This is a genomic window from Nostoc sp. CHAB 5715, assembly GCF_020829685.1.
Taxonomy (GTDB): domain Bacteria; phylum Cyanobacteriota; class Cyanobacteriia; order Cyanobacteriales; family Nostocaceae; genus Nostoc.
On record NZ_JAIVFR010000538.1, the window covers coordinates 1 to 5,229 of the forward strand.

At 42.4% G+C, this 5,229-nt stretch carries 4 protein-coding genes and 2 pseudogenes; 2 read left to right on the plus strand and 4 right to left on the minus strand.

Going from position 1 to position 5,229, the window contains the following annotated elements; all coding sequences use genetic code 11:
* Positions 1–130 precede the first annotated feature (130 nt).
* Positions 131–340: a hypothetical protein gene (locus LC574_RS25405; protein ID WP_229456315.1), complete on the plus strand. Its 210-nt coding sequence runs from the start codon at positions 131–133 to the stop codon at positions 338–340.
* On the opposite strand, the pseudogene LC574_RS38560 reads toward LC574_RS25405, so the two are convergent.
* Positions 334–477 (minus strand): annotated as a pseudogene (locus LC574_RS38560) (transposase family protein); the annotation flags it as partial. The gene LC574_RS25405 and the pseudogene LC574_RS38560 overlap by 7 nt on opposite strands.
* Between LC574_RS38560 and LC574_RS25415 the strand changes: the two are divergent.
* Positions 450–1,412 (plus strand): endonuclease/exonuclease/phosphatase family protein, encoded by a 963-nt coding sequence (locus LC574_RS25415; RefSeq protein WP_229456316.1) that lies wholly within the window; start codon positions 450–452, stop codon positions 1,410–1,412. The pseudogene LC574_RS38560 and the gene LC574_RS25415 sit on opposite strands and share 28 nt — an antisense overlap.
* Positions 1,413–1,421: 9 nt before the next feature.
* On the opposite strand, the pseudogene LC574_RS25420 reads toward LC574_RS25415, so the two are convergent.
* The 3 genes and pseudogenes from LC574_RS25420 to LC574_RS25430 form a co-directional block, all read right to left on the minus strand.
* Positions 1,422–1,742: pseudogene (locus LC574_RS25420) on the minus strand (Type 1 glutamine amidotransferase-like domain-containing protein); the annotation flags it as partial.
* 129 nt (positions 1,743–1,871) lie between these two features.
* A complete protein-coding gene (locus LC574_RS25425; RefSeq protein WP_229456318.1) occupies positions 1,872–3,083 on the minus strand; it encodes an HhoA/HhoB/HtrA family serine endopeptidase in 1,212 nt (403 codons plus the stop codon).
* A gap of 273 nt (positions 3,084–3,356) precedes the next feature.
* Complete coding sequence (locus LC574_RS25430) at positions 3,357–4,679, minus strand: D-alanyl-D-alanine carboxypeptidase (RefSeq protein ID WP_229456319.1); 1,323 nt, start codon at positions 4,677–4,679, stop codon at positions 3,357–3,359.
* Positions 4,680–5,229 lie beyond the last annotated feature (550 nt).

Sequence of the window (5,229 nt, forward strand, 5' to 3'; positions counted from 1 at the left end):
AAAGCCAAAGCTCCGCTAACGCGTAGCGTCTCGTAGAGAAGTATTTGTCCTTTGTCTAGAGTCAATCAATATTTAATTTCAGTAGACCGAAAAGTTTTGAAAGTTAACGAAAAAATCAGGGTTTCAGGCGATGCTTTTCGGCTTTCCGTCACGACCACAGGCGATCGCTCTATTTATCCATCTGGAACAGAGGTGCTTGAAAGGTAGATTGGAAGCTGATTATGATTCATTCCTCGCAATCACCCTTTGTACATTTCCCAAAAAACGGTATCATGCACTACTATTTTTGAGCGATCGCAGAACTTTTCAGTCTACTGATTGTTGCTTACTGATGCCGTAATTCTCGATATCTTCCCATTCTTGCGCTCCTGCTATAACTGCCATAATCGCAATTACTAAAATGTCTGTGAGTTGATGTTTTTTGGTTCGCTCTATTCTGGGGTCATTAAATGTTAAAGTCTTACAGTCAAATTTTATTGAACATTCTACTAGGGATTACTGCCCTTCTTTCAATAGGTGTTGGTTTCCTTTGGCGGTATCCTTTCGAGTTATTAAGTCACGGCAGAGTTTATTACTTTTTAGTCTCTTTACTCATCACTATCGGGATTTTGTGTGCTTGGTTCGCTGGAATTCGTTGGCAAGGCACACTGTTTTTTGCTCTTGCTTTGCTAGCGTTTAATAGCGTTTGGATATTACCTTGGTATCTGCCTAATAGCCACCAAGGGCGAGGCGAATCTCTTAGAATTATAGAATTTAACATCAATAAGAAAAATACTCAGTTGACCAGGGTCGCTAATCTCGTTGAACAGCAAAAGCCTGACATAGCTGTATTAATCGAGATCAGCCCGCCAGCTATGAAGGAACTAACCGGGCACCTGCAAGATACTTTACCCTTTGCTTACCGGACTCGTGGTGGTGGGTTGGCTGTTTTTAGCCGCTTTGGGTTGGTAAATCCTCAAGGAAAGACACTAAGTGCAGGAATGATTTTAACCACATCTGTAAAAATTGGCACTAAAAATATCACTTTGGTAGCAGCCCACCCTTCAGTACCGATCAAACCTGATCTTTTTACTAGGCGTAACACCGCATTAGCTGAAGTGACTCAGTACTTGCAAACTCAAAAGGATAAAAAACTAATATTTATCGGTGACTTAAACCTAACTCCTTGGTCGCCCTACTATAAAAGACTAGTTGAAAAAACGGGACTACACAATACAAAACTAGGCTTTGGAGTAGAACCTTCATGGATTGAACCGGCAACTCAAGTTCACTTACCAGCCTTGATTATAGGCGTACTTAAGCTGCCTATAGATCATATTTTTGTTAGTAATGATATCAAAGTCGTAGATTGTAAAACTATCAAAGGTGGAAATTCCGACCATCGGATGCTATTAAGCGATTTAGTCATTTAAAAATGGTCATCATCCAGAAGAAACTCTTTCAAGAAAAAAATCCAAATTATCATTAGGATAATACTCTTTTTTTTCTTCTCCAAACTTGAATAAATATATCGTTTTGTTGCCAATGAATCTGATAGATGAATCTTCAATTTTTAACATTGTTCTTTCCTGCAACTCTACAACATAAATATCTGGATTTAAAACTAAGAATTCTTCCAGTCTTTGTTCTCTTGTCTCTCCATTGTGATTTGGTATTACTGCATTTGTATAGTGGGGGTTTATTTGAAAAGGAACTAAATTCAATCCTTGAAAACTTATCGGTTCAATTATTGGCATATCATTGTATTTTTTTCTTGTCTGATAATGTCAAGTCTTCTATAGGATTGTCATTTTGTATACAACACTCAGTAAGGGCACAGCATTGCTGTGCCCCTACTATTCCATACTATTAAAATTGGCTATATTGCTCCTCTACGAAGCATTTTGCAACTCGGCTGTGCGGACTGAAAGCTGCTGTGTCTGATTACCTCGTTGCACTTTCACCTGTAATACTTGACCAAGACGACTGTCTTCCACAACGTTCTGTAATTGTTCAGCACTGGTAATAGCTTTACCATCAACTTGAAGAATTACATCCCCGCGCCGGATACCCGCAGATGCTGCTGGAGAATTGGGGACAACTCGCATTACAAAAACACCATTAATTTCTGGTATCTGAATAGGAGAATTGGGATCGGTGTTATTTTGCTTGGCAAGTTCCGGTGTCAAAGTTAACATTTGCACGCCCAAATAGGGGTGAGCAACTTTGCCATCACGTTGCAGTTGCGCTGCGATCGCTTTAGCTTTATCAATAGGAATCGCAAACCCAATACCCATCGCGTCAGGACGAATGGCTGTGTTAATGCCAATCACTTCACCTTGGCCATTTAATAGTGGCCCGCCAGAGTTACCAGGGTTAATGGCGGCGTCTGTTTGAATGAAGTCCAAGCGTTTGTCACTAATGCCGACTTGGGCGCTGGAGCGTTTGAGGGTACTGACAATTCCCAAGGTAACAGTGTTATCAAATCCCAAAGGATTACCAACTGCGATCGCCCAGTCTCCTACTTGGACATTACTGGAAGAACCCAAGGGCGCTACTGGCAAATCGTTACCAGCATTAATCTTGACTACTGCCAAATCTGTGACTTCATCAATACCTTGAACTTTCCCTTCAAAGGTGCGACCATCTTTGAGCCGGACTGTTACTTTATCAGCCTTATCGACCACATGAGCATTAGTCAGAACTAACCCACTCTTGTCAATAATGAAACCTGAGCCTACACCCCGTAACTGCTCAGGAGGAATCTGTTGGGAGAAACCCTCACCAAAAAACCGACGGAAAAAGGGGTCTTCCATAAATGGATCAACCCGACGAGTAATTGTCCGCTCAGTATCAATCCGAACAACTGCTGAACCAACACGATTCACTGCTGCTGTGACAAAGCTACTGTTACTGATCGCAGCAGTGGCTGGTAATTGCCGTTGGGCAATCAGTTGTGAAGTATCAACACTTACTGGGGGTGCTGGTTCGGCTTGGGAAGGTAACACTTGCAATGTGCTAACGGTTAGCACAACTCCTAGCGCGATCGCTAAAACATGAGTACTGAGTTGACGTAAAGACCTGGGTAATTTGAGAAATCGCATAATCACAACCTAATTTATCAGCTTAATTGTTGCTTAGTCGTGACAAATCTATTTACAGTTATTTTTACAAAATTGACGCTGGCTTTTTACTTGGGGTTTCGCCTGCTCTCCCCAATAATGGGGTTAGGGCATTTTGCGAACTACCTGTAATCAACTTAATGGAAAATTTAACCCAAAAGCTATTATGGACATTCACCCTTTACAAGTTCGGTTTTTACCCATCAATAAAACTTTTGGATCGCGAATAAGACGGGCTTACTGTTTGTTCTAACGCTAACTTTTGAATAAAATTTCATTCCGACTAGCTGCGCCTAGCTGGGGTAAAGAGTTGATAGCTGAGTGGGGAGTGAGGGCAACAGGAACGGTTAGAGGTAGTTGTAATTGTTTTACAACCCTTTGCAATAGCTGGTCTTGTCCAGTCCGCAAACCCCAGACATTTGTCCCCCGGTTAATAATAGCAAACCAAACCAAACCGCGATCGCGTGTGGGCATCACTCCCGCTAAAGCGCTAACATCGCGCAGAGTACCAGTTTTGATCACAGTAGCAAGGGGAATGTGTCTGGAATGTAGTGTCCCCCGGTGATCAAATCCAGACATGGGGAACAAGTCAGCTAGATTTAGTTGATGGGTAGATGCTTCAACTTGAATAGCCATCAACATAGCACAAGCAGCTCTGGGGGAAATGCGATTTTCCGGTCCCAGTCCAGAACCATTGATTAACTGAATTTCCACTTGTGGCACTCTTGCAAGGTGAGCAGCAGTTGATTGCACTACAGTTGCTCCTCCCACTGAATCTGCCAGCATCTCTGCCATATCGTTGTTACTGTAAACATTCATTTCCTTAATGAGTTGCTTCAAGGGCAATGAACGATGACGCAGTAACAAAGTCTGTCGAGGGTTTGGTTGCGCCTCAACTTTCACCGCACCAGCAATGACAACTTGAGGCATGGGCGTTCCCTTGGGCATGATTGAGTGTGTATAAATAGCGGGGCGGCCCCAAGTCGCACGATTTAGTGTTTGCTTGAGCATCAGACCTGCTAGCATCGGCTGACGTTGGAAATTCATAGCAAAACTGCCAGTAACGATCAAATTTCCCTTTACCTGCTTGATGCCTATTTTATTGAGAGTATTACCAAGAGCGATCGCTTCTTCCCAAACAAATAAAGGATCGCCATTACCAGTAATTACCAAATCGCCCTGCACAACCCCATTTACCAGTGGCCCAGTGGCACTAACTAAGGTATCAAATTGGTAGTTTGGCCCCCAAGTTTTCAAAGCAACTAGTGAAGTAGCAATTTTGGTTAAAGAGGCAGCTGGCAGAGGTGTTGTGCCTTGGTGATTTGCCATCAGCATTGGCCCCGACTGCATCCAAATTCCCTGACTCTGGGCCAGATTTTGCGCCACCAGTTTCGATGTTATTAACGCCTTTAAATATGCTTGCACCGTAGTCGCCCCAGCTGGATTGGGATCAGGGGCAAGAACCAAGCCAGGGCTACTTTGCCAAGTCAAAGCATCTAAGGCATCTAGAGGCTTGATTTGTACCCCGGCCATTTCCAGCCAGAGCGACACCAAACCTGAACCCAATAATTCCAGCATATTTTATTCCTCTGTTATCATCTGATACGTTGTTTACTGTGCTAATATACAAGGTTTTTTACGAAAATCAGTATTGAGTCATAAGAACTGCTGTTTTTCTCATCTGTAAGTAGGGTGAATCATATTGTTTTCGGCTCCTTTGAGAATGCCAAAATGCCCATTCCTCATGAAGATAGCTGTATGGGAATAAAAAATCTCTAGCTGAGGCAATGATATGAATTAGTTATAAGAAAAGTTTATGGACAGGTATGAAGCGATCGCATCTCATCAAAATAATTCGTAATTCGTAATTGAATTAGTTAGTTAAGGATTCATACCCCGACTAATTATAGACCAGCAATTTTAGAATTTAGTACAGGACTCAAACCCCAAAATTACGTTAGCGCAGTGCGAAATAGTCCGCGAATGTAATTACAATTACGAACTTGTACTGAGCTTGTCCTGAGCGTAGCCGTTGGCGCAGCCTCTCGTAGAGAAGGGCGTAGCCGAAGTATTAGTCATTTGTATTTCAAAGGACAATATTAACGATTGCAATGTACAATCTAGACGC